Genomic DNA, 23,764 nt, shown 5'->3' with positions numbered 1-23,764 from the left:
GTATTGGAGCCTTCGTCTGATGAGCAAGCTGGCTGTCGTCGCCGCCGGGGGCACCGGCGGGCACCTGTTCCCCGCCCAGGCCCTGGCCGAGACCCTGGCCGTGCGCGGCTGGCGCATCGTGCTGGCCACCGACGAGCGCGGCGCGCTGTACGCCGACAAGTTCCCCGCCGAGGAGCGCCTGGCGCTGTCGGCCGCCACCGCCAAGTCCGGCGACCCGATCGGCATGGCCAAGGCCGGCTTGGTGGTCTGGCAGGGCATGAACCAGGCCAAGGCCGCCTTCAAGCGCCTGGATCCGGCCGTGGTCGTAGGCTTCGGCGGCTATCCCGCCCTGCCGGCCCTGCTGGGCGCCCTGGGCCAGAAGCGGCCCACGGTGATCCACGAGCAGAACGCGGTGCTGGGCCGCGTGAACCGCTTCCTGGCCCCCAAGGTGAACGCGGTGGCCTGCGCCTTCCCGACCCTGGAGATGGCCAAGCCCGCCGTGAAGGCCCGCGCCCAGGTGGTGGGCAATCCCGTGCGCCCGCCGATCCGCGCGCTCTACGACGTGCCCTATCTGCCGCCCGAGGTGCAGCTGCGCATCCTGGTCACCGGCGGCAGCCAGGGCGCGCGCCTGCTGTCTGAACTGATCCCCGAGGCGGTCGCCAAGCTGCCCGAGGACCTGCGCTCGCGCCTGAAGGTCTTCCAGCAGGCCCGCGCCGAGAGCATGGAAGGCGCCCGCAAGACCTATCGCAACGCCATGGTCGACTGCGAGGTCGCGCCGTTCTTCCGCGACATGGCCGGCTATCTGCGCCAGGCCCACCTGGTGATCGGCCGCTCGGGCGCCTCGACATGCACCGAGCTGGCCGTGGCCGGCCGCCCGTCGATCCTGGTGCCGCTGAAGATCGCCGCCGACGACCACCAGCGCTTCAACGCCAAGCAACTGGAGGAGGCCGGCGCGGCCGCCGTCTGCCTGGAGGACGAGCTGACCGTCGACGCCATGGCCGGCGCCCTGAACGCCCTGCTCAAGGACCCCGAGCGCCTGGGCCGCATGGCCGCGGGCGCGCGCAAGGTGGCCGTGCCGGACGCGGCCGAGAAGCTGGCCGACCTGGTGGAGCAGATGGCCCGCTAGGCCCTATCGGTGCTCCGCGCCCAGTTGGCGCAGGAAGCTGCGATAGTCGGTGCGCACGAACTCTTCGACCAGCCGGCCGCGATCGTCGAACCGGAAGATGTTGATCAGGTCCCACGTGACGCGCGCCCCGTTGGGTGGCAGCGGGCCGGCGGGCGACATCGTGAACTCGCGCACGAACGTGCCCTCGATCCAGGTCTGGCAGGCCGCGAGGTCGCCCTCGACGACGACGATCCCGCGCCGGATCGTCCGGTCGTCGAACGCCGCGCGGATCGCGGCGAAATAGGCGTTGAGGCCCTCGTAGTCGGACTCGAAGCCGTCCGGTCCGTGGAAGCGGAACGCCTCGGTGTCGAAATAGCCGGCGATCTCGTCCGGCGGCGCTCCGGCGACCTCGGCCTCACCGGCCTTGACCAGGCGCTCCACCAGCTCGTCGCGTGAGAGTTTCGTCGCCATGGCGGGCCGCTCCGGATCGATGCCGCCTTAAGCGCGCCAGCCGCCGCCGAGTTGCGCGGGCCTCACCCCTTCGCCCGGGTGAACTCCATCCGCCAGTTGGTCTCCCAGGTCTTGCCGCCGTCGGTGGAGAAGGCCTGGTCCCACTTGGCCGTGTCGCCGGTCAGCTCCGACCAGCGGAAGCGCACCGTGACGGGCGTTCCCTTGTGGGTGTCGCTGCCGATGAACACCCCGGTCCCGTCCTTGAAACCGCCGCGCACCGGCGGGTCGATGTTGGCGATGCGGGAGTCGATCCACCAGATCGACCACTGGCGGGTCTCGGCGTCGAACGCCCGGACGCCGACGCCGCGATAGGTCCCGGCCGGCAGCTCCAGCAGGTTGTCATCGACATTGCCCAGCCCGCCCATCAGGGGCCAGTTCTCGCAGGTCCCGTTGAAGTCCTGCCATTCGGTGCTGCCGACCAGCCGCTCCTTCAGCCGGTGGTGGCGGACGTTCCAGCGCCCCACCAGGAAGGCCCAATCGTCCGGGCCGCCGGTGATCCCCCGGCTGGGGTCGTCGCCCGCGGGGCGGGCTTCGGCCCCGCCCGCGACCAGCAAGCTGGTGATCAGGCCTCCGGCGATCGTGGCGCGGCGGGTCTGGGACGGGGGGCTGGCTGTCATGACGACCTCTTGGGCGGTGAAGGTGCGTCATCGAGGATAGCGGCCGTCCCGCGCCGCACTTGGGGGCGATTGCGAAAAACGCAGCGCCCCGCGGCCCCGGCCGCGTCTAGGTCTTGCCCTGGGCCGGCGTGGTGTAGATGGGGCTGAGGTCGTTCCAGACCTTGTCGGCGTTGAAGACCAGGCTGTCGGCGGCGCCGGCGGGCGGGGCGTCGACGAACTCGATCTCGGCCGTGGTCTTGAAGCCGTTGGGCGAGCGCGAGATCTCGGAGCCGTACATCGTCTGGACCATGTACTGCTTGTAGTCGGCCCGCTTGCGGATCACGAAGCCGGTCCGGCCCGCCTCGCGCGTCAGCTGGGCGGCGCGCAGCAGCATCATCTCCTCGACCGCCGCGTGGGTCGAGAACGCGCCCGAGAACTCGATCGAGGCGCCCTTGCCGTCGGCGGTCTTCTTGTCCTTGAAGCCGTTCGGCTTGAACCAAGCGCTCTGCTTGGAATAGGAGCGGTCGGCGCGCTCCAGCGGCGGCAGGGCCTTGGCGAAGCTCTTCGGATCCAGGCGCCGGGCCGCGTCGGCGCGGTCGGCGTTCATCAGGGCCTCCATCTGGGCCGAGGCGGACGGGGCCAGGGACACCATGCCCGCCGGCGTCGGTCGCTTCACCTTCTCGATCAGGTCGAGGGTGGCGGGCGTGGCGGGCAAACGGTCGCCCAGCGTCTCCAGCGTGGCCCGCGCCTGGTCGATCTTCCCGTCGTTCGCCTGGGTCCAGGCCTCGGCCACGGTGATGAAGCCCTGCGCGTTCTTGGCCTGCTCGGCGCGCAGCCGCGCCACCATGTTGGCCATCACGTCGTCGCCCGCCGGAGCCGCGGCGGGCGGGGCGGCGAAATCGGTCTTGTAGCGCGCGATGAGGGGCGCGGCGGCCGCGTTGTCGCCGGCCCGGGCATAGGCCAGGGCGGCCCGGGCCATGAACACCGGATCGCCGGTCATGGTGGGCAGGGTCATGCCGCGCGGCAGCCGCACGCCGGCCAGCGGCGACGTCGGGGAATCGGCCATCGCCGCCCAGTCTGCGGCCGCGCGGGCGTGCTGACCGCCCCATTCGCGGGACTTGGCGCGGGCCACGCGCAGGTCGGGCTCCAGCGCCGCCACGCGGGTCAGGACACGGTCCTCGTCGGGCGACCAGCGCGGATCGGCGTCGAGGATGCGCACGGCGGCCATCCCCACCTCCAGCGAGTAGGGCCGGGCGTCGGCGGCCTTGATCGCCAGGGCGGCGGCCTCGTCGAACCGATCCTTCTTCAGCTGGGTCGCGGCCTCGAACAGCTGGGTCGAGGCGCCCAGGGACCGCGCATAGGTGGCGTCGTCGACATTGCCGGCGGCGGCGGCGTGGGTGGCCGCCAGGTCGGCCAGGCCCGCGTCCAGGTCGCCGGCCTCGATGTGGTGCAGGGCGCGGGCCTTCAGCAGGCTGACCTTGCGGGCCCAGTAGCGGTCGAGCATCGGGTCGGCCAGCACGGTGTCGCAGGCCTTGACGCCGGCGGCGCCCTGTTCGGCCGGTTCCTCGCGGCTGGCTTCGGGAAGGCCCATCAGACCGGCCGTCATGATCGCGGGCACCAGCCGGCTGAGCGTGACGCCGACGTTCTCGGGCTTGGCCAGGCCGTCGCAGCGCACCCAGTCGCTGGGCTCGCCCGCCATGACCGGTCCCGCGCCGAGCGTCAGGACGCCGGCTAGCAAGAAGGATTTCAGACGCATGTACGCTTCCCCCGAAAGCGATTTGGAACTTGGCCATGGGTAGCCGGATTTTTCGGGGAGCGGAACGAAGATTCAGCTGGAGATTGCGAGGCCGCCCGTAACGCTTCGCGCGGGCGGTCAGGGCTCGGCGCCCGTGGCGATCAGCGGACGGCCGATCCTAACGGCTTCCTCGACGCTCGCGGCCGGCGCCACGCCCGCATAGGGCCGCCACCCATCACAGACGAGCTTGGCCACCGCGTCGTCGGCGCTTCCGGAGGGGATCGCCGCGGCTGGGCGCAGATCGCCGCTGACCGGGCCCTCGCGACCGCCGACCCGGACGCTGGAGAAGCCGGCGTGGGCGATCGTGCGGGCGTCGCAGTCGATCAGCTCATAGCGCCAGCCGCCCCAGAAGGCCTCGCTCCCGGCGGTGAAGCCGTCCTCGGTCACCTGCAGCACGCGAAGCCTGGCCGTCCGCCCCGTCCAGGCGATCCCGCCCACGTCCACGAAGCTGGCGAAGCGGCCCACATCGGCCAGGCGCAGCTCGAGCGGGACCTGGGCGAACGCGGGCGAGGCGAGGGCGGCCAGGCCGCAGACCGCACCGGCCACGCTTGCCCGAAGGCCAAAATCCACGCGATCTGCACCAAACATCCCGTTTCACCCTGTCGCCAAATCGTCTAATCGAGCCGGATGATCCAGCGTCGACGACCCGTCCCCTTCGAACTCGGCCCCGTGCACTTCATCGGCATCGGCGGCATCGGCATGTCCGGCATCGCCGAGATCATGATCCGCATCGGCTACACCGTGCAGGGCAGCGACGCCAAGGCCAGCGCCAACACCGAGCGCCTGGAGAAGCTGGGCGCGCGCATCTTCATCGGCCACGACGCGGCCAATGTCGAAGGCGCTTCGGCCATCGTCTATTCGACGGCGGTGAAGGGCGACAATCCCGAGATGGTCGCCGGCCGCGACAAGCGCCTGCCGCTGGTGCGCCGCGCCGAGATGCTGGCCGAACTGATGCGCCTGCAGTTCAGCGTCGCCGTGGGCGGCACGCACGGCAAGACGACGACCACCTCGATGGTCGCGGCCCTGCTGGACGCCGGCGCCCTGGACCCCACCGTGGTCAACGGCGGCATCATCAACGCCTACGGCACCAACGCCAAGGTCGGCGAGGGCGACTGGATCGTGGTCGAGGCAGACGAGAGCGACGGCAGCTTCCTGAAGCTGAAGTCCACCGTGGCCATCGTCACCAACATCGACGCCGAGCACCTGGACCACTGGGGCGATTTCGACGCGGTGAAGCGCGGCTTCCAGGACTTCATCGAGAACATCCCCTTCTACGGCTTCGCGGCGGTCTGCACCGACCACCCGGAAGTCCAGGCCCTGACCTCGCGCATCGAGAACCGCCGCCTGGTCACCTACGGCGCCAACCCGCAGGCCGAGGTTCGCGTCTCCAACATCCAGATGGGTCCCGACGGCGCTACGTTCGACATTCTGGTTTCCCCGCGCGACGGCGAGCAGGTCCGCTATGACGGGCTGAAGATGCCGATGGCCGGCCACCACAACGTGCTCAACGCCACCGCCGCCGTGGCCGTGGCCCGCGAGCTGGGCGTCGACGCCGACGCCATCCGCGCCGGCCTGGCCGGCTTCGGCGGGGTCAAGCGCCGCTTCACCACCACGGGCGTGGCCAACGGCATCCGCGTGGTCGACGACTACGGCCACCACCCGGTCGAGATCGCCGCCGTGCTGAAGGCCGCCCGCGCGGTCTCGACGGGCAAGGTGATCGCCGTGGTCCAGCCGCACCGCTTCACCCGCCTGCGCGACCTGATGACCGAGTTCAGCTCGTGCTTCAACGACGCCGACACGGTGATCGTCGCCGACGTCTACACGGCCGGCGAACAGCCGATCGAGGGCGTGGACCGCGACCACCTGGTCGAGGGCCTCAAGAAGTTCGGCCACCGCCGGGCCCTGCCGCTGGAAAGCCCCGCCGCCCTGCCGGCCCTGATCGCCCAGGAGGCCCAGGCGGGCGACCTGGTCGTTCTGCTGGGCGCGGGCGACATCACCAGCTGGGCCTACGCCCTGCCGGGTCAGCTGGAAGCGCTGTCCAAGTGAGCTGGAAGGCGTCGCTCCCCGCCGTTCGCGGCAAGCTGCTGTTCGACGAGCCCCTGTGCCCGTTCACCTGGTTCCGCGTCGGCGGGCCGGCCGAGGTGCTGTTCCTGCCGGCCGATCCGGACGACCTGCGCGACTTCCTCATGGCGCTGCCGGAAGAGGTTCCGGTCCAGGCGCTTGGCGTCGGCTCCAACGTCATCATCCGTGACGGCGGCGTCGAGGGCGTGGTCATCCGCTGCGCCGGCCGGGCGTTCGGCGAGGTGATCGTCGACGCCGAGGAGAACCTGATCATCGCCGGCCCGGCGGCGCTGGACGCCCAGGTCGCCCGCGCGGCGGCCAAGGCGGGCCTGGCGGGCCTGGAGTTCTTCGTCGGCATCCCCGGCACCGTCGGCGGCGCCCTGACCATGAACGCCGGCTGCTACGGCCGCGAGACCAAGGACATCCTGGTCAGCGCCTGGGGCTACGACCGCACCGGCGAGATGCGGGTCTGGAACAACGAGGACTTCGGCTTCACCTATCGCCACACCGAGGTGCCGGCCAACAGCATGTTCTGGGTCCAGGCCGTGTTCCAGGGAACGCCGGACGACCCGGCGGCGGTGCAGGCCCGCATGGCCGAGATCACCGCGCGCCGCGAGACCACCCAGCCGATCCGCGAGAAGACCGGGGGCTCGACCTTCAAGAACCCGCCCGGCCACTCGTCGTGGAAGCTGGTCGACGAGGCCGGCTGGCGCGGCAAGCCGTACGGCGGGGCGATGTTCAGCCCTCTGCACAGCAACTTCCTGATCAACACCGGCGAGGCCACCGCCGCCGACCTGGAAGGCCTGGGCGACACCGTCCGCGCCGACGTCCTGGCCAAGACCGGCGTCCAGCTGGACTGGGAGATCAAGCGGATCGGGCGGGCGGGCTGAGGCCGCGCACGACGGAGGGGACACACACTCGCCCCACGGCCTTTGCGGACTTGCGGAAGCTTTGCCGCGAGTGTGTGTCCCCATCTTCGCCCGCGGCGCCTCAGGGTCGGGCATCCCAAAGGTTACCGATAGTTCATCCGGTTGTTGCCTATCCGCTGGCAATAGCGGTGCTATGAAACCCCCAAATCGAGGGAGATTTCATGCGCCTGTTCCGCACTCTGCTGACCGCCGCCGCCGCGACCGCCCTGATGGCCGGCGCCGCCCACGCCCAGGACGTCAAGACCGCCGAGGCCCTGCGCGACAAGGCCCTGCTGGACCGCACGGCGTGGAACGTCACCGAGGACCTGACCACCAACATCGGCCCGCGCATCGTCGGCTCGCCGGCCATGGCCCGGGCCAAGGACTGGGGCGTGGCCAAGCTGAAGGCCCTGGGCTTCACCAACGTCAAGGTCGAGGAATTCGCCAAGCCGTCGTGGACGCGCGGCGAGGAAAGCGCCGAACTGGTCGCTCCCTATCCGATGAAGCTGAACATCGTCGGCCTGGGCCGCACCGTGCCGACCGGCCCTGAGGGCATCGAGGCCGAGGTCGCGCTGTTCAAGACCTACGCCGAGATGATCGCCGCGCCCGAGGGCTCGCTGAAGGGCAAGATCGTGGTGATCACCCAGCCGATGGTCCGCGCCCAGGACGGCGCCGGCTACGGCGTGGCCGGCATCTCGCGCCGCGCCGGTCCGGTCGAGGCCGCCAAGCGCGGGGCCGTCGCCCTGCTGATCCGCTCGGTCTCGACCTCGGACTCCACCGTGCCGCACACCGGCGTCACCGCCTTCGGCGACGGCGTCGCCTCGATCCCCTCGGCCGCCATGGGCGTGCCGGAGGCCGAGCAGCTGGAACGCCTGGCCGCCAAGGGCCCGCTGCGCATCAAGCTGAAGCTGGCCTCGACTGTCGATCCGGCCGACGTGGCCTGGAACATCTCGGGCGAGATCAAGGGCTCGGAAAAGCCTGACGAAGTCGTCGTCATCGGCGGCCACCTGGACAGCTGGGACGTCGGCACCGGCGCCCTGGACGACGCCACCGGCGTGGCCATCACCACGGCCGCCGCCAAGCTGATCGGCGACCTGCCCAAGCATCCCAAGCGCACCATCCGCGTGGTGATGTTCGGCTCGGAAGAGAGCGGCGGCTCGTCGGAAGCCTATGTGGCGGCCCACAAGGACGAGCTGCCCAAGATCGTGCTGGCGGGGGAAAGCGACACCGGCGCCGACCGCATCTACTCGCTCAAGCTGCCCGCCGGCGCCCAGAAGCACGCCATCGCCACGGTCGCCAGCAACGTGCTGGCTCCGCTCAAGATCTATGTGAACCGCGACCCGTCGGCCCATGGCGGTTCGGACATCGAGGGACTGGAAGAAGCCGGCGTGCCGTCGATCGAGCTGGAGCAGGACGCCAGCCGCTACTTCGACTACCACCACACGATGGACGACACCCTCAACAAGGTCCGTCCGGACGAACTGGCGCAGAACGTCGCCGCCTGGGCCAGCTTCATCTACCTGGTGGCCGACAGCGACATCGACTTCCGGGCGCTGAAGGCGGCCGCTCCGGCCGCTCCGGCGGGGCACTAGCGAGACGTGGGGACACGCCGCAAGGGCGTGTCCCCGATCGCGGGCCGGGGATATGCCCTCGCGGCGTGTCCCCAAACCCTGCACCGAACTTCCGAAGCCGCTCCCTCAGGTCTCGACGCGTCCTCGCTAGCCAGGACGCATGACCCAGCCTCTCACCGACCGTCACATCGCCGTCCTTCTGGGCGGCCCCTCCGCCGAGCGCGAGGTCAGCCTGACCACCGGCGCGCTCTGCGCCGACGCCCTGGAGCGCCTGGGCGCGCGGGTCAGTCGCGTGGATCCGGGGCCCGATGTCGCCGAGGTCCTCGCCCGCCTCAAGCCCGACGTCGTCTTCAACGCCCTGCACGGCCGCTGGGGCGAGGACGGCTGCGTCCAGGGCGTGCTCGAGACCCTGGGCCTGGCCTACACCCACTCCGGCGTCCTGGCCTCGGCCCTGGCCATGGACAAGGCCAAGTCCAAGGCCGTGCTGGCGGCGGCGGGCATTCCCGTCCCCGGCGGCGGCCTGTACGACCGCCACGATGTCGCGCGCGACCATGTGATGCCGCCGCCCTACGTGGTGAAGCCCAACGCCGAGGGCTCGTCGGTCGGGGTGTTCATCGTCCGCGAGGGGGCCAACGGACCGCCGCGCGAATTGGCCGCGCCCGACTGGGCGTTCGGGGAGCGGGTGATGGTCGAGCCCTTCGTTCCGGGTCTGGAGCTGGCGGTCGCCGTGGTGGGTGAGTCAAATGGTCCCAGGGCCCTGGCGGTAACCGAAATCCGCTCGTCCACAGGTTTCTATGACTACGAGGCCAAGTACGCAGAAGGCGGTTCGATCCACCTGCTTCCAGCCCCGATTCCCAGCGCCGTAAGGGATCGGGCCATGCGCATGGCCGAGCTTGGCCATACAAGTCTTGGTTGCCGAGGTGTGACCCGATGCGACTTCCGTTATGACGACATTAACGACCTTCTGGTCCTTTTAGAGGTCAATACGCAGCCTGGCATGACACCCACTTCGCTCGTCCCCGAGCAGGCGGACCACACCGGCGTTTCGTTTGATCGTTTAGTGTTCTGGATCGTGGAGGACGCTTATGCCCGCGTCAGTGCGGGGGGGATCGCGTAAGCCAACGCGCCCCCGGGCCGAAGCGCCCGCAAGTCCGAAGGCCCGCCCGGCCGCGCGCAACGCCGCGCCGCCGGCCGGCAAGCTGCAAGCCGCGCGTGGAGGCGTGGGCGTCTCGCCGCGCCTGGCCCTGACCGTGGCCGGCGGCGCCCTGGCCGTCGCCGTGATCGCCACCCTGGCCACCGGCCATCGCCTGCAGCACCTGGGCGAGGCCCTGGGGCGCGGCGTCGACGGCGAGTTCGCCGACCTGGGCTTCAAGCTGAAGACCGTGCACATCGAGGGCGCCTCGCCGATGGCGAAGGCCGACATCCTGAACGCCACGGCGCTCTACCAGGACCAGCCGACCCTGGGTCTCGACCTCAACGACCTGCGCGCGCGGGTCGAGGGCGTGGGCTGGGTCAAGTCCGCCAAGGTCGTGCGCCTGCTGCCCGACACCGTGTTCATCTCCGTCGAGGAGCGCCCGGCCCTGGCCGTGTGGCAGCACTCCGGCGCGATGCGCGTGATCGACGGCGAGGGCCGGATCATCCGCGAGGCCGACGCCGCGCGCTTCCCGCAGCTGCCGCTGGTGGTGGGGCAGGGCGCCGACCAGGCCGCCGGCGCCATCCTGCCGGCCGTCAACGCGCGGCCGCGCCTGCGCGACCGTCTGGAGGCCCTGGTGCGGGTCGACGACCGTCGTTGGGACCTGCGCTTGAAAGATGGTTCGCTGATCCAGCTTCCGGCCATTGACGAAGAGTCCGCGCTGATTCAATTGGATCAGCTCGATCAACGACAACGAATCCTCGATCTCGGTTTCGCGCGCATCGATCTGCGCGATCCCGAAATGGTGGCCGTGAGGCCTCGCGACGCGGTGCTGCCCGGGCAGCCCGTGGCCGGCGGGGCCTGATCATGAACTTGTGTGTGAGGTGACTGTAGCGATGTCGCGACTGGATGACCGGAAACAAGCCAGGGAAGGCTTGAAGGCGACGCTCGTGCGTCAGCCCGCGGTCGCGGCCGTCGACCTGGGCGCGTCCAAGGTCACCTGCTTCATCATGAAGGCCGACGGGGTCCATCGCGACAACCGCACCCTGACCACGGCCGGCGTCGGCTACGTGCAGTCGCGCGGCGTGCGCGGCGGGGCGATCGTCAATCTGGACGAGGCGGCGCAGGCCATCGCCCAGGCCGTCGAGCGGGCCGAGACCGTGGCCGGCGTCAACGTCCAGGGCGTTTCGGTCTGCACGGCCGGCGGCCAGCTGGCCAGCCACCGCGTCCATACCCAGGTGTCGCTGGGCGCCCGTCCGATCGGCGACGGCGACCTGTCGCGCGCCATCGCCTCAGCCCTGGCCCAGGTCCGCATTCCGGGCCGCAAGCCGATCCACCTGCTGCCGATCGCCTGGTCGGTGGACGGCCAGCGCGGCATCCGCGACCCGCGCGCCATGTTCGGCCGCGCCCTGGGGCTGGAGCTGCTGGTCGTCTCGGTCAACGAGAACATCTTCCACACCCTGGCCCACTGCGTGGAACGCGCCCACCTCAGCTTCGAAGGCGTGGTCGCCGCGCCCTTCGCCTCGGCCCTGGCGGCCCTGGAAGAGGACGAGATGGACCTGGGCGCGGTCTGCATCGACATGGGCGGCGGCTCGACCTCGGTGGCCGTGTTCAACAACGGCGCCCTTTGCCACGTCGACAGCCTGGCCGTCGGCGGCGGGCACGTCACGCAGGACATCGCCCGCGGCCTGCAGACCTCGGTCGCCGGCGCCGAGCGCATCAAGACCCTGCACGGCAGCGCCATCGCCTCGGCCAACGAGGACCGCGAGATGATCGAGGCCCCGCCGCGCGGCGACGATCCGGGCGCGGGCCCGGTGATCGCGCCCCGCAGCCTGCTGAAGGGCATCATCCAGCCGCGCGTCGAGGAGACGCTGGAGCTGCTGCGCGAGCGCCTGAAGGCCTCGGGCGCGCCGGTCGAACCGGGCGCGGGCATCGTCCTGACCGGCGGCGCCAGCCAGCTGGCCGGCGTGCGCGAAGTGGCCGTGCGCGTCTTCGACCGCCCCGTCCGCCTGGGCCGCCCGCGCCGAGTGCCGCACCTGGCCGACGCCGCCTCCGGTCCGGCCTTCTGCGCCGCCGCCGGCGTCCTGCACCGCACGGCCTTCGGTCCGCGCGAGGTCGTCTCGCCCAAGGCCCTGGCCGGGGCGGCGATCCGCAAGCGTCCGTTGGACCCCAACGCCAGCCCGGTCGCCCGGGCCGCGGCGTGGCTGCGCGACAATCTCTGATCGAACATCGTGGGACTTCGTCCCACATATTCCCAGCTTGACCAGAAGCTTGGCTGAGTCGCGCCCGTCGGGGCGCGACCTCGAAATCGCGCGTGACACGAAATTTTTTCGTCTTGGTGAAGCTGGCCAAGAGCAACGGCCAAGTCTTAACAGAACTTAAGCCTGTTCGTTTACGATCTAAGTGTCGGAAACACCTGACGGCCTAGTTTTCGACGCTCTGAAAACGGGGTTTTCCAAGGCTTTTTCGGTCAGCGGCGTTCCGCCGCACGGGGGTTTTGGCTACCTTCGGGAACCCAAGGAATCCCTCGTGATTCCTTTGGATAACTGGATTTTTAGAGGCGCTTTGGGATCGACCCCGGGCCGACTCACTTTATGGAGTTAACCACCGATTAAGGTTGGTGGTTGTTCTGTTAACCCGATCGTCGAGATGACTCCCGGCGGTTGATCCGCTCGGTAGTTGACGAATTCGGCGTTTAGGACGCGAGGGTCCCATGGCTATTTCTCTTTCCGCGCCGCGTACCACTGAACTGAAGCCGCGTATCGTGGTGTTCGGCGTCGGTGGGGCCGGTGGCAATGCTGTCAACAACATGATCGAGGCCGGCCTCGAGGGTGTTGAGTTCGTGGTGGCCAACACCGACGCGCAGCAGCTCCAGTTCGCCAAGACCGACCGTCGCATCCAGCTGGGCGTGCAAGTCACCCAGGGCCTCGGCGCCGGCGCGCACCCCGAAGTGGGCATGAGCGCCGCCGAGGAGAGCTTCCCCGAGATCGGCGAGCACCTGGACGGCGCGCACATGGTGTTCATCACCGCCGGCATGGGCGGCGGCACCGGCACCGGCGCGGCCCCGATCATCGCCAAGTGCGCCCGCGAGCGCGGCATCCTGACCGTCGGCGTCGTCACCAAGCCCTTCCACTTCGAAGGCCGTCACCGCATGCGTCTGGCCGACGCCGGCATCGGTGAGCTGCAACGCTATGTCGACACCCTGATCGTCATTCCGAACCAGAACCTGTTCCGCGTCGCCAACGAGCGCACGACCTTCGCCGAAGCCTTCGGCATGGCCGACCAGGTGCTGCACTCGGGCGTCCGCTCGATCACCGACCTGATGGTCCTGCCGGGCCTGATCAACCTCGACTTCGCCGACGTCCGCACGGTCATGACCGAGATGGGCAAGGCGATGATGGGCACCGGCGAGGGCACCGGCGAAGACCGCGCCCTGATGGCCGCCCAGAACGCCATCGCCAACCCGCTGCTGGACGAAGTCTCGCTGAAGGGCGCCAAGGCCGTGCTGGTCAACGTGACCGGCGGCATGGACATGACCCTGCTGGAAGTCGACGAGGCCGCCAACGCGATCTCGGACCAGGTCGATCCGGAAGCCAACATCATCTTCGGCGCCGCCTTCGATCCGTCGCTGGACGGCGTGATCCGCGTGTCGGTGGTCGCCACCGGCATGGACGGCGCCTCGATCGCCCAGATCGAGCCCAAGCCCGTCGCGCGCAACACCACGGCCCAGCCGCTGATCGCCGAGACCCGTCCGGCGGCGCCGCAGGCCGCTCCGGCGCCCGCCCCTACCGTGGCCGAGACCGGTCGCCCGGGCATGCGCTACGAGCCGCGCCCGATCGAGCGTCCCGCCGCGGCTCCGGCCCCGGTCGCCTCTTACGCGCCGGAACCGGCCTATGAAGAACCCGCCCCGATCGTCGAAGCCCAGGAAGACCTGCACTTCGAAGAGCCGGTGATGGAAGAGCCCCGCGTGACCGCCCCGGCGCCGCGCGTGACCCGCATCGTCGACCCGCTGGTCGCCGACACCGCCGAGGTCGAGGAAGAGCCGCTGTACAGCGAAACCTACGAAGACCGCCGGGCCCAGAAGTCGGGCGGCTGGATGAGCCTGTTCGGCGGCGGTCGCCAGCAGCGCTACGAGCAGCAACCGGCCCAGCAGCCGCAACGGGGTTCGGCCCGCCCGCAGCTGCAGCCGCTGGAGCAGCCGACCACGGACGAAGGCGAGGATCTGGAGATCCCGTCGTTCCTGCGTCGCCTGGCCAACTGAAAAGCTCGATAAGTTTAGTAGCGTACCAGTAAGCGTAACCGAGACCCCCGGGGCGAAAGCTCCGGGGTTTTGCTTTGGATCCTCCCCCTCCGGGGGAGGTGTCGGCGAAGCCGACGGAGGGGGAAGGCCGCAGACCGGGAAAGCCCCTCGCGACAGCTCCCCCGGAGGGGGAGCATCTGCTATGGGTCACAACCTGCCAATCCAGCTTCAATCCAGGTCACGATGAACCTCACCCGCGCCGATCGGAAGATCCTGGAGATCCTCCAGCAGGACAGTTCGATCACGAACGTGGAGCTGGCCGAGCGGGTCGGCCTGTCGCCCAGCCCCTGCCTGCGCCGGGTCAAGCAGCTGGAGGCCTCGGGCCTGATCAGCGGCTATGTCGCCCTGCTGGACCGGCGCAAGGCCAGGCTGGACCTGCTGGCCTATGTCGAGGTCCAGGTCGACCGCCACAGCGAGACCGCCGCCGAGGCCTTCGCCGAGGCCGTGCGGCGCGAGCCGATGGTAGTGGGCTGCCACGCCATGACCGGCGGCTACGACTACCTGCTGCGCGTGGTCGCGCCGAACCTGGACGCCTACGCCGAGTTCACGATGAAGCGCCTGCTGAAGATGCCGGCGGTCAAGGACATCCGGTCGTCCTTCGTGCTGGAGACGATCAAGGACGCGACGGCCCTGCCGCTGGACTATCTGGAATAGGCGCGCGCCGCCTTAGCTGGGCGGGGTCACCGGCGCGGGTTCGACGGTCCAGTAGTCGGGGCTGGAACTGGTGCTGATCCAGCTGCCCTCGAACGGCCGGGTGTCGCGGCTCAGGCCCTGCTGGAACTGGTTGTTCATCAGGATCACCTGGTCGCCGTAGCTGATCGACTGGCCCGGCCGGCTTTTGTTGTGGATGGTCCAGGTCTGGTAGGGCAGGTAGTCCCCGTCGAAATAGGGCGTGTAGTAGTAGCAGTCGTGGGAGTCGCTCCACGCCCCCAGGGCGTTGGCCGCCCACAGCCCGGATTCCCGTGAGATCAGGTAGACCTGGGCCTGGTCGGGCACGTGGCCCGAGACGTTGGACGCCGGCGTCACGAAGCTCAGGGGCGAGGGCGTGCCCTCTCCCAGGGTGGGGAACAGGGCGGCCAGGCCGATGTCGACGCACATGCCCATGGCCCCGCTGGGCAGGCCCGGGATCGCCGCCTTCACCGCGGCCTGGAAGGCCGTCAGGTGGTGGCCGTTCTGGTTCTTGAGCAGGAAGCTGTCGCCGTACTTCACGCCGTCGCCGTTCTTCCGGGTCTTGTCCATGAAGTCCAGGTTCGCCGCGTCGGTGCGCGGCTGGCTCAGGGTCATCACGGTCTCGAAGGTCGGCGCCGCCTCGGCCCGGGCCCCGAAGTCCGACAGCTGGCTCGAGCCGCCCAGCAGCTTCAGCGCCGTGGCGATCATGGAGGTGTGGTCGTAGGGCGTATCGGTGGGCGAGCGGAACACCGTGCCCGCCTGGATGTAGGGCGAGACCACGATGGTCGGCACGCGGCCGCCCAGCCGGTCGAAGTTGAAGTTGTTCTGGGTGGCCAGGGCCGGCGGCGTGCCCGAGCCCCAGGGCGGCTGCACCAGCCCCTGGGCCAGGCCCGTGGTCTGGTGGTCGAACGTGCCCACGAACTCGTCGAAGGTGATCAGCAGCAGGGTCTTCTGCCAGGCGTCCTGGTGCGAGATCAGGCTGGTGTAGACCTCCTTCACGAACTGCTCGCCCACCAGCAGGTTGCTGGGCGGGTGGTAGTCGTTGCCCAGGGCCGTGATCAGCGCCTTGGGCAGGGACGACTGGCTGGCCATGGTGGTCTGCGAGATCGACCAGTAGGGCTCGATATAGCTGAACGCCGGCAGGTTCCCGGCCTGGGCCAGCTTGTGGAACTGGTCCAGCGACTGGAACTTGCTGCTGGCGTCCTTCAGGTTCTGGATCTGGGGGAACAGCCGCCACGTGTAGCAGGACTCCAGCTGGCCGTTGGTCAGCGACTGCATGTAGCTGATATAGGGCTGCAGGGCCGTCCAGGTGGCCAGCAGCGCGACCCCGACCGGCGGGTCGACCACGGCCAGCACCGTGGCCAGCGCCTTGCCGTATTCCAGCAGGGTCGAGATCTTCTCGGGCAGGTAAGGCGCTTGCCAGAACACGTTCCAGCCCCGGCCGGCGGCGTCCACGGCGTTGAAGATGGTCGGCGCGTCGAAGCGGTCGTCGCCGATGGACATGCCCAGCATCGACTCGATCGTCGCGGCGGGCGAGTTGGGGTCTTCCAGCTGGCCGTTGTTGACCAGGCCCAGCGAGGTGCCGCACATCAGGAAGGCGCGGTTGGGATTGGTCTGGGACGGGACCGACGCGTACCAGGCGTCGCTGACCGCATAAGCCTGGGCCAGCTGGTTCAGCACCGGCAACTGCTGGGGCGTATAGCTCTGCATCACCTCGGGCGCGAGGCCGGGGATGTCGCCGGCGTCGATGCCCAGCGCCGTCATCACGTTCACGAAGTCCTGCAGGTAGCCCAGCATGTTGGCTTCGGTGACCGGCGGGAACGTCTCGGTGTTGAAGAACTGCAGATTGACGTGCTCGAGCTCTTCGCCGGGGTCGATCGTGGGGACGGTGAAGCCCTGCGCGCCCTGGATCGGCGGGCTGGAGATCGCGGGATTGGAGGCGGTGTTGGTGAAGGCGCCCAGGTCGACCGTCTGCAGGCCGTCGAAGGTGGGGCTGGAGCCCGCCGGCAGGACCTGGGACGGCGCGCCGGTCTGGTAGAGCCAGCCCAGAAGGCTGTCGAAGGAACGGTTCTCCAGCATCAGCACGACCACATGGTCGATGGTTGGCGTCGACATGCTTTCCTCGTGACTCTGCGACGGGCGTCCCGCGGCGCGCGTCATGCCCTCATGGATTTAGTGACGGGATTTTTCTAGTATTACGCGATTTGGTCCGAGGCCGTCGCGCGAGTCAAGCCGTGTCGCGTGGACGGCTGTCGCGTCGCAACAGGGGCATGTCTCAACATGACCCGAAGTGGCCAATCGTTGGCATATAGTGACATTATTTATCTGCATGTTGGCCATGATCGCCACGCTCTGACCGGCCCGTCGCGTTAACTTGCCCCGGTTCTGTCCGGAGGAGCGCGGCATGCTGGTTGTCGATCAAAAGTCCCTGTCGCCCGCCGTGGTCTCGCCCGTGCGTCCGGCGCTGGAAGGCGTCAGCGCCTACAAGGCCGGCATGACCCTGGCCGAGGCCGGTCGCCTGGCCGGCCGCGCGGACCTGTCCAAGCTGGCCAGCAACGAGAACCTGCTGGGCTGCAGCCCCAAGGTCGCCGACGCCGTGCAGGCCGCCCTGGCCAGCCCCGAGATCTATCCCGACCCCTATTGCGAGACCCTGCGCGCCGCGATCGGCGAGCGGCTGGCGGTCGATCCGGCGCGGATCGTCATGACCCCGGGCTCGGAAGCCCTGATCGACTACCTGTTCCGCGCCGTGCTGCACCCGGGCGACAGCGTCCTGCTCAGCTCGCCGACCTTCCCGGCCTACGCGATCTTCGGCGGCTGCGCCGAGGCGACCTTCATCGACGTGCCGCGCCTGGCGAACTTCGACCTCGACGTCGAGGCCTTCAAGGTCGAGGCCGCCAAGGGCCCCAAGCTGCTGGTCCTGTGCACCCCCAACAACCCGACCGGCAACGCCATGACCGGCGTCGAGATGGCCGAGATCCTGGCCGTCACGCCGCGCTCGACCGTCGTCTTCGTCGACGAGGCCTATCGCGAATACCATCAGGCCTTCGACACCCTGGAGCTGCTGAAGGCCTGGGGCGGGACCTGGGTGTCGGGCCGCACCTTCTCCAAGGCCTACGGCCTGGCCGGCATGCGGGTGGGCTACGGGATCTGCTCGTCGGCCGAGCTGACGGGCTATCTGGACCGCATCCGCCCGCCCTTCAACGTCACCGCCATCAGCCAGGCCGCCGCCCTGGCCGCCTGGGACGACCAGGAACACCTGGAACGGACCGTGGCGCTCACGATCGCCGAGCGCGGCCGGGTCGAGGCCGTGCTGGACGCCATGGGCGTGGAGCGCACCCAGAGCGCCGCCAACTTCGTCTTCCTGCGCAGCCCGTCGGGCGCCGAAGCCACCGCCGCGCGTTTGTTGCGGGAAGGGCTTATCGTCCGTCCCACGCCCGTGCCCGGCGGCTGGGTGCGGATCACCATCGGCCGCCCCGCCGACAACGACCGCCTGATCGCCGCCCTGCCGGCCGCTCTCGCTCTCTGATCCTTCGGAGCCACGTCCATGAGCATCTCCCCCGAAAACCCCCTGGGCCTCGACGGCTTCGCCTTCGTGGAGTTCACCAGCCCGGAGCCGGCCGCCATGAAGGCGCTGTTCGAGCAACTGGGCTTCGTCGCCGCCTCGACCCATCCGACCAAGGCCGTGACCCGCTACAAGCAGGGCCGCATCAACCTGCTGGTCAATGACGAGCCCACCGGCCAGGTCGCCGAGTTCCGCGCCGCCCACGGCCCCTCGGCCAACGGCATGGCCTTCACCGTCGCCGACGTCGAGCAGGCCTACGCCGCGGCCCTGAAGCGCGGCGCCGTGGCGGCCGACGCCGGCCCGACCGTGCTGGGCGAGGGCGCGCGGGTGCTGGAAGGCATCGGCGGCTCGATGCTGTACCTGGTGGCCGGTCCCGACGCGGTCTTCTCGACCTGGACCCCAGTCCCCGGCGCGGCCGAGGCGGAGGCGGCCAACAATGTCGGCCTGGACCTGCTGGACCACCTGACCCACAACGTCCGCCGGGGCCAGATGCGCACCTGGTCGACCTTCTATCGCGACGTCTTCGGCTTCGAGGAGCAGAAGTACTTCGACATCAAGGGCCAGGCCACGGGCCTGTTCAGCCAGGCGATGATCGCTCCCGACAAGGCCATCCGCATCCCGCTGAACGAGAGCCAGGACGACCAGAGCCAGATCGAGGAGTTCATCCGCCAGTACAACGGCGAGGGCATCCAGCACCTGGCCCTGACCACCGAGGACATCTACGACACGGTGGAGCGCCTGCGGGCGCGCGGCGTGAAGCTGCAGGACACGATCGAGACCTATTACGAGCTGGTCGACAAGCGCGTGCCCGGCCACGGCGAGGACACCGAGCGCCTGAAGAAGAACCGCATCCTGCTGGACGGCAATGTCGGCGAGGAAGGCCTGCTGCTGCAGATCTTCACCGAGAACCTGTTCGGCCCGATCTTCTTCGAGATCATCCAGCGCAAGGGCAACCAGGGCTTCGGCAACGGCAACTTCCAGGCCCTGTTCGAGAGCATCGAGCTGGACCAGATCCGCCGCGGCGTGATCACGGTCGAGGCCTGAGGGGCTTTCTCCGAATTCCCCTTCCGTGTCATCCCGGCCGAAGCGTAGCGTAGAGCCGGGACCCTGGGGACTGGGCTGACGCGGTGCGGTTCCCCTGGGTCCCGGACAGCCTCTGCGAGGCTTCCGGGATGACAACGATAAATGATGGCCAGAGGGTCACGGAAACGCTCATGGACCTCCACTACCAATCCGGCTTCGGCAACCACTTCAGCAGCGAGGCCGTCCCCGGCGCCCTGCCGTTGGGCCAGAACTCGCCGCAGACGCCGCCGTTCGGGCTCTATGCCGAGCAGCTGTCGGGCACGGCCTTCACCGCTGCACGCCACGAGAACCGCCGGTCGTGGCTGTACCGCCTGCGGCCCAGCGCCGGGCATGGACCCTATGCGCCCTACGCGCAGGATCGCCTGAAGAGCGGCCCGTTCGACGCCGCCGCGCCCACGCCCAACCGCCTGCGCTGGGACCCGATGGAGGTCCCCGCCGAGCCGACCGACTTCGTCGACGGCCTGGTGACGATCGGCGGCAACGGCGACGTGGCGACCCAGGCCGGCATGGCCGCCCATCTCTACCTGGCCAACCGTTCGATGATCGACCGGGTGTTCCAGAACGCCGACGGCGAGCTGCTGATCGTGCCCCAGCAGGGCGACCTTCACCTGGTCACCGAGTTCGGCCGGCTGGACGTCGCGCCCGGCGAGATCGTGGTGATCCCCCGCGGGGTGCGCTTCCGCGTCGAGATCGCCGGCCCGGTGCGCGGCTATGTCTGCGAAAGCTATGGCGCGGCCTTCCGCCTGCCGGAACTGGGTCCGATCGGATCGAACGGCCTGGCCAACAGCCGCGACTTCCTCAGCCCCGTCGCCGCCTTCGAGGACATCGAGAACCCCACCGAGGTGATCCAGAAGTTCCAGGGCGGCCTGTGGAAGGCCACCTGGGATCACAGCCCGCTGGACGTGGCGGCCTGGCACGGGAATCTCGCGCCCTACAAGTACGACCTGGCCCGGTTCAACACGATCAACACGGTCAGCTTCGACCATCCCGACCCGTCGATCTTCACGGTGCTGACCGCGCCCAGCGAGGTCCCGGGCACGGCCAATGTGGACTTCGTGATCTTCCCGCCGCGCTGGATGGTGGCCGAGCACACCTTCCGTCCGCCGTGGTTCCACCGGAACGTGATGAGCGAGTTCATGGGGCTGGTCACCGGCGCCTACGACGCCAAGGCCGGCGGCTTCTCGCCGGGCGGCGCCAGCCTGCACAACGCCATGAGCGACCACGGCCCCGACGTGGCCAGCCACAAGGGCGCGACCGAAGCCGAGCTCAAGCCGCACAAGATCGACGGGACCATGGCCTTCATGTTCGAAAGCCGCTGGGTGATCCGTCCCACGAAATACGCTCTGGAGACTTCCGCGCTTCAGGCCGACTATGACGCGTGCTGGACGGGCTTCCCCAAGGCCCGGCTGCCCTAGAACAACGACAGCAAGAGGAAGCGCCCATGAAGCTCGCGTCTCTGAAGGGCGGCCGCGACGGCCGGCTGGTGGTGGTCTCCAACGACCTGGCCTGGTTCACCGACGCCGGAACGATCGCCCCGACCCTGCAGGCGGCCCTGGACGACTGGGAACGCTGCGGTCCGATGCTCGAAGCCCTGGCCAAGAGCGTCGAGGACGGCGGCGTGCCGCTGGAACGCTTCCACGAGCACGACGCCGCGAGTCCGCTGCCGCGCGCCTACCAGTGGGTCGACGGCTCGGCATATGTGAACCACGTCCAGCTGGTGCGGCAGGCGCGGGGCGCCGAGATGCCCGAGAGCTTCTGGACCGATCCGCTGATGTACCAGGGCGCCTCGGACGGCTTCCTGGGCCCGCGCGACACCATCCCGCTGGCCAACTCCGCCTGGGGCTGCGACCTGGAGGGCGAGATCGCCGTGATCGTCGGCGACGTGCCGCTGGGCGCGACCCGCGAGGAGGCCCTGGACGCCATCCAGCTGGTCATGCTGTGCAACGACGTCTCCCTGCGCGCTCTGATCCCGGCCGAACTGGCCAAGGGCTTCGGCTTCGTCCAGTCCAAGCCGGCCAGCGCCTTCTCGCCCGTGGCCGTGACGCCGGCCCAGCTGGGCGACGCCTGGAAGGACGGCAAGCTGCACGGCGCGCTGCTGGTCACCCTGAACGGCAAGGACTTCGGCAAGGCCGACGCGGGCGTCGACATGACCTTCGATTTCGGAACCCTGGTGGCCCACGCCGCCAAGACCCGCGCCCTGACCGCCGGCACGATCGTCGGCTCGGGCACGGTGAGCAACCGCGACGCCGACGGCGGTCCGGGCAAGCCGGTGGCCGAGGGCGGCCTTGGTTATTCGTGTCTGGCCGAGGTGCGCACGGTCGAGACGATCCAGACCGGCCATCCCAAGACGCCGTTCCTGCTGGGCGACGACACGATCCGCATCGAGATGCGCGACGCCAAGGGGCACTCGATCTTCGGCGCCATCGAGCAGACGGTCGAGCGCATTTGAGCCAGGAGGTCGCGCCGGAAGCGACGACTGTCGGGCGGGTCTGGACGACGCCCGCGGGCGTGAGGCTGGGTCCGCTGGACCTGATCGCCGATCCCGGGGCGCGGAACTACGTGCTGCAGATCGGCGACAAGCGCTTCCACGGCTTCGTGGTGCGCCGGGGCGGGGAGGCGTTCGGCTATGTCGACCGCTGCCCCCACGCCGGCCTGCCGCTGGCCCAGGTGCTGGACCGCTACCTCACCGAGGACGGTGCGCTGATCGCCTGCTCGTGGCACGGGGCCCTGTTCGAGCCCGACACCGGGGCCTGCGTCGGCGGGCCCTGCGTCGGGGCGCGCCTGTCGCCGTGGCCCGTGCGGGTCGAGGACGGGCGGATCGTCACGGCTTGACGGCCGGGCTGCACGGAAACTGCACGGCCTTTTCCCGCCCCCTGGAACCCTCGGCCACGATCGCGCGACCTCGCGGCCCTAGACCTGTCCGGGCAGAGCAGGAGCCCGACCGATGCCTTTCGACCAGATCCAGGTGCGCGACTACGCCGTGGTGATCCACGCCGGCAACGACGAATGGACCTGGCAGGTGATGGATTTCGACGCGCGGATCACGGCCCAGGGCGGCGCGCCCGATCGCGAGAGCGCCTGGCGCAGCGGCATGTTCGCGGCGGAGGCGGTGGGCGCGTTCGCCCGCATCGGGCGGCGGGCCTAGGGCTCCGCGCAAAAGAAAGGCCGCCTTCTACAGGAGAAGAAGACGGCCGGAAGTCGCATAGGAGGAAACGCCCAGAAGGACTGAGACCTCTATAGCGCAATGTTCCTCCTGTGACAACGTTGTCATGGAATTTTTTCCGGCGACGCTGAAAACCTTGGTTTCCTTGGGCCGGCGGCCTTGGCGACGGCCGGTCGCCTCGCCAAGTTGGAAGGGATCCAGAAGGAGCCGTCCTGTTGAGTTTGACCCTTCGCCTCGCCGTCCCCGAGGACCTGCCCGCCCTGCGCGACCTGATGAACGCCTCGATCGGCGAGCTGCTCAAGCCCTTCCTCGCACCCGACGAGGTGGCGGCCTCGTTCGACATCATGGGGCTGGACAGCCAGCTGATCACCGACGGGACCTATTTCGTGGTCGAGGACTTTTCCGTTGGAGAAAGGGGCGCGTTGGCCGGCTGCGGCGGCTGGAGCCGGCGGGCGACACTGTTCGGCGGCGACCACTCGGCCGGCCGCGACGCCGCCCTGCTGGACCCCGCCCGCGACCCGGCCCGGGTGCGGGCGATGTACACCCACCCCGACCATGTGCGGAAAGGCGTGGGGCGGCTGATCCTGGACGCCTGCGAGGCCGCGGCGGCGGGGGAGGGGTTCACGCGCTGCGAACTGGCGGGGACCATGGCCGGCGAGCCGCTGTACCGGGCGTGCGGCTATCACCAGATCGAACGGTTCTCGGCGCCGACGTCCAGCGGGGTCGAGGTGCCGCTGGTGCGGATGGGCAAGGCTCTACAGGCCCCATTCCAATAAAAGGGCCAATAGAAAAGGGCGGGTCCGAGGACCCGCCCTTCCTAAGCTACTGACGCTACTAAACTCGGGCTTGGTCCGATTAACGGAACAGGCTGAGGATCGAGCCGGTCGACTGGTTGGCGATCGAGAGCGCCTGGATGCCCAGCTGCTGCTTGGTCTGCAGCGACTGCAGCTTGGCGCTTTCCTTGGCCAGGTCGGCGTCGACCAGGTTGCCCACGCCGGCGTCGAGGCTGTCCTGCAGCTTGCCGACGAAGGTCAGGTGGGTGTCCAGGCCGGTCGAGCTGGTGCCCAGCGACGCCAGCTTGTTGGTGGCGGTGCCGATGGCCTTGCCGACGGTGTCGATCATGGTCTTGGCGGCCGCGGCGGTCGTGAAGGTCGACGTCGTGGTCATGCCGATGCCCTTCAGCGACAGGGTCTTGGACTGGACCGTGAACTGCGAGCCGTCCGAGTTGGCCAGGAAGGCCAGCTTGGTGGTCGAGCCGTCGGCGATCGACACGCCGTTGAACTTGGCGTTGGTGACGGCCTTGGTGATCTGGTCGCGCAGGCTTTCGAAG

22 protein-coding genes are annotated in these 23,764 nt (G+C 69.4%); 16 read left to right on the top strand and 6 right to left on the bottom strand.

From position 1 onward, the window contains the following. The first annotated feature begins 19 nt into the window (after positions 1-19). Positions 20-1,105: an undecaprenyldiphospho-muramoylpentapeptide beta-N-acetylglucosaminyltransferase gene (gene murG / locus BR39_RS0101710; protein WP_029907304.1), complete on the top strand. Its 1,086-nt coding sequence runs from the start codon at positions 20-22 to the stop codon at positions 1,103-1,105. 3 nt (positions 1,106-1,108) lie between these two features. Here the strand turns inward: murG and BR39_RS0101705 are convergent, their stop codons facing one another. The 4 genes from BR39_RS0101705 to BR39_RS0101690 all read right to left on the bottom strand — a co-directional run bounded on the left by BR39_RS0101705 (position 1,109) and on the right by BR39_RS0101690 (position 4,573). After that, entirely contained in the window at positions 1,109-1,555 is a 447-nt protein-coding gene (locus BR39_RS0101705) for an ester cyclase (protein WP_051695065.1), read from the bottom strand. Positions 1,556-1,617: 62 nt separating this feature from the next. Next, positions 1,618-2,211, bottom strand: a complete 594-nt coding sequence (locus BR39_RS0101700; RefSeq protein WP_197026632.1) for a DUF1579 domain-containing protein — start codon at positions 2,209-2,211, stop codon at positions 1,618-1,620. A gap of 106 nt (positions 2,212-2,317) precedes the next feature. Next, on the bottom strand, positions 2,318-3,946 hold the full coding sequence (locus BR39_RS0101695) for a hypothetical protein (RefSeq protein ID WP_029907301.1): 1,629 nt from the start codon (positions 3,944-3,946) through the stop codon (positions 2,318-2,320). A 117-nt stretch (positions 3,947-4,063) separates the two neighbouring features. Continuing rightward, positions 4,064-4,573 carry a hypothetical protein gene (locus tag BR39_RS0101690; protein WP_369795601.1) on the bottom strand — a complete coding sequence of 170 codons (510 nt, stop codon included), beginning with the start codon at positions 4,571-4,573 and terminating at the stop codon, positions 4,064-4,066. A gap of 39 nt (positions 4,574-4,612) precedes the next feature. Here BR39_RS0101690 and murC point away from each other — a divergent pair, with 39 nt between their 5' ends. The 8 genes from murC to BR39_RS0101650 all read left to right on the top strand — a co-directional run bounded on the left by murC (position 4,613) and on the right by BR39_RS0101650 (position 14,611). After that, positions 4,613-6,031: a UDP-N-acetylmuramate--L-alanine ligase gene (murC, locus tag BR39_RS0101685; protein ID WP_029907299.1), complete on the top strand. Its 1,419-nt coding sequence runs from the start codon at positions 4,613-4,615 to the stop codon at positions 6,029-6,031. Continuing rightward, positions 6,028-6,936: a UDP-N-acetylmuramate dehydrogenase gene (murB, locus tag BR39_RS0101680; protein ID WP_029907298.1), complete on the top strand. Its 909-nt coding sequence runs from the start codon at positions 6,028-6,030 to the stop codon at positions 6,934-6,936. Before murC ends, murB begins: the two co-directional genes overlap by 4 nt. Before the next feature lie 200 nt (positions 6,937-7,136). Next, positions 7,137-8,546: a M20/M25/M40 family metallo-hydrolase gene (locus BR39_RS0101675; RefSeq protein WP_029907297.1), complete on the top strand. Its 1,410-nt coding sequence runs from the start codon at positions 7,137-7,139 to the stop codon at positions 8,544-8,546. A gap of 139 nt (positions 8,547-8,685) precedes the next feature. Next, positions 8,686-9,642 carry a D-alanine--D-alanine ligase gene (locus BR39_RS0101670; RefSeq protein ID WP_029907296.1) on the top strand — a complete coding sequence of 319 codons (957 nt, stop codon included), beginning with the start codon at positions 8,686-8,688 and terminating at the stop codon, positions 9,640-9,642. Further along, positions 9,611-10,522, top strand: a complete 912-nt coding sequence (locus tag BR39_RS0101665; RefSeq protein ID WP_029907295.1) for a cell division protein FtsQ/DivIB — start codon at positions 9,611-9,613, stop codon at positions 10,520-10,522. The genes BR39_RS0101670 and BR39_RS0101665 overlap by 32 nt, the downstream gene beginning before the upstream one ends. Before the next feature lie 31 nt (positions 10,523-10,553). Further along, on the top strand, positions 10,554-11,879 hold the full coding sequence (gene ftsA / locus BR39_RS0101660; protein ID WP_029907294.1) for a cell division protein FtsA: 1,326 nt from the start codon (positions 10,554-10,556) through the stop codon (positions 11,877-11,879). 491 nt (positions 11,880-12,370) lie between these two features. Next, positions 12,371-13,918 carry a cell division protein FtsZ gene (gene ftsZ, locus BR39_RS0101655; RefSeq protein WP_029907293.1) on the top strand — a complete coding sequence of 516 codons (1,548 nt, stop codon included), beginning with the start codon at positions 12,371-12,373 and terminating at the stop codon, positions 13,916-13,918. A 222-nt stretch (positions 13,919-14,140) separates the two neighbouring features. Next, a complete protein-coding gene (locus BR39_RS0101650; protein ID WP_029907292.1) occupies positions 14,141-14,611 on the top strand; it encodes an Lrp/AsnC family transcriptional regulator in 471 nt (156 codons plus the stop codon). A 12-nt stretch (positions 14,612-14,623) separates the two neighbouring features. Here the strand turns inward: BR39_RS0101650 and BR39_RS25140 are convergent, their stop codons facing one another. Continuing rightward, positions 14,624-16,741, bottom strand: coding sequence for an alkaline phosphatase family protein (locus BR39_RS25140; RefSeq protein WP_035018095.1), 2,118 nt, complete (start codon positions 16,739-16,741; stop codon positions 14,624-14,626). Between the two features lie 289 nt (positions 16,742-17,030). Between BR39_RS25140 and BR39_RS0101640 the strand changes: the two genes are divergently transcribed. From BR39_RS0101640 to BR39_RS0101610, 7 genes are all read left to right on the top strand, one after another. Next, on the top strand, positions 17,031-18,152 hold the full coding sequence (locus BR39_RS0101640; protein ID WP_029907290.1) for a histidinol-phosphate transaminase: 1,122 nt from the start codon (positions 17,031-17,033) through the stop codon (positions 18,150-18,152). An 18-nt stretch (positions 18,153-18,170) separates the two neighbouring features. Then, complete coding sequence (hppD, locus tag BR39_RS0101635) at positions 18,171-19,232, top strand: 4-hydroxyphenylpyruvate dioxygenase (RefSeq protein ID WP_029907289.1); 1,062 nt, start codon at positions 18,171-18,173, stop codon at positions 19,230-19,232. Between the two features lie 170 nt (positions 19,233-19,402). Continuing rightward, a complete protein-coding gene (gene hmgA, locus BR39_RS0101630) occupies positions 19,403-20,686 on the top strand; it encodes a homogentisate 1,2-dioxygenase (protein WP_029907288.1) in 1,284 nt (427 codons plus the stop codon). Between the two features lie 26 nt (positions 20,687-20,712). Beyond that, positions 20,713-21,720 (top strand): fumarylacetoacetate hydrolase family protein, encoded by a 1,008-nt coding sequence (locus BR39_RS0101625; protein ID WP_029907287.1) that lies wholly within the window; start codon positions 20,713-20,715, stop codon positions 21,718-21,720. Then, positions 21,717-22,103 carry a Rieske (2Fe-2S) protein gene (locus tag BR39_RS0101620; RefSeq protein ID WP_029907286.1) on the top strand — a complete coding sequence of 129 codons (387 nt, stop codon included), beginning with the start codon at positions 21,717-21,719 and terminating at the stop codon, positions 22,101-22,103. Before BR39_RS0101625 ends, BR39_RS0101620 begins: the two co-directional genes overlap by 4 nt. Positions 22,104-22,215: 112 nt before the next feature. Then, on the top strand, positions 22,216-22,416 hold the full coding sequence (locus BR39_RS0101615) for a hypothetical protein (RefSeq protein WP_029907285.1): 201 nt from the start codon (positions 22,216-22,218) through the stop codon (positions 22,414-22,416). 290 nt (positions 22,417-22,706) lie between these two features. Further along, entirely contained in the window at positions 22,707-23,210 is a 504-nt protein-coding gene (locus BR39_RS0101610; protein WP_156035546.1) for a GNAT family N-acetyltransferase, read from the top strand. A gap of 79 nt (positions 23,211-23,289) precedes the next feature. Here the strand turns inward: BR39_RS0101610 and BR39_RS0101605 are convergent. Next, positions 23,290-23,764: flagellin (locus tag BR39_RS0101605; RefSeq protein ID WP_029907283.1), on the bottom strand; the 475-nt coding region annotated here is incomplete at its 5' end.

This window comes from Caulobacter sp. UNC358MFTsu5.1 (assembly GCF_000712075.1).
Lineage (GTDB): Bacteria > Pseudomonadota > Alphaproteobacteria > Caulobacterales > Caulobacteraceae > Caulobacter.
The sequence above is the reverse complement of the archived record's forward strand: the minus strand, read 5'-3'. Positions and strand labels throughout refer to the sequence as shown.